Consider the following 516-nt stretch of genomic DNA (forward strand, 5'->3'; position numbering starts at 1 on the left):
GTTTGATTGGCCTTTCACCCCTAACCACAGGTCATCCCCCAGGTTTTCAACCCTGGTGGGTTCGGTCCTCCACGAAGTCTTACCTCCGCTTCAACCTGCCCATGGCTAGATCACTCCGCTTCGGGTCTTGAGCGTGCTACTCAAACGCCCTATTAGGACTCGCTTTCGCTACGGCTACCCCACCCGGGTTAACCTCGCAACACACCGCAAACTCGCAGGCTCATTCTTCAAAAGGCACGCAGTCACGAGRCAAGCACAAGTGCTYGCCCGACGCTCCCACGGCTTGTAGGCACACGGTTTCAGGTACTATTTCACTCCGCTCCCGCGGTACTTTTCACCATTCCCTCACGGTACTATCCGCTATCGGTCACCAGGGAATATTTAGGCTTAGCGGGTGGTCCCGCCAGATTCACACGGGATTTCTCGGGCCCCGTGCTACTTGGGTGTCTCTCAAACGAGCCGCTGATGTTTCGACTACGGGGGTCTTACCCTCTACGCCGGACCTTTCGCATGTCC

The 516-nt window shown here is 56.8% G+C and carries 1 rRNA gene; it reads right to left on the reverse strand.

The window, feature by feature from the left end:
* Positions 1-516: ribosomal RNA gene (locus tag BFN33_RS49060) — 23S ribosomal RNA — on the reverse strand; the annotation flags it as partial.

The sequence above is a fragment of the Streptomyces sp. LUP47B genome (genome assembly GCF_001746295.1).
Taxonomy (GTDB): Bacteria; Actinomycetota; Actinomycetes; order Streptomycetales; family Streptomycetaceae; genus Streptomyces.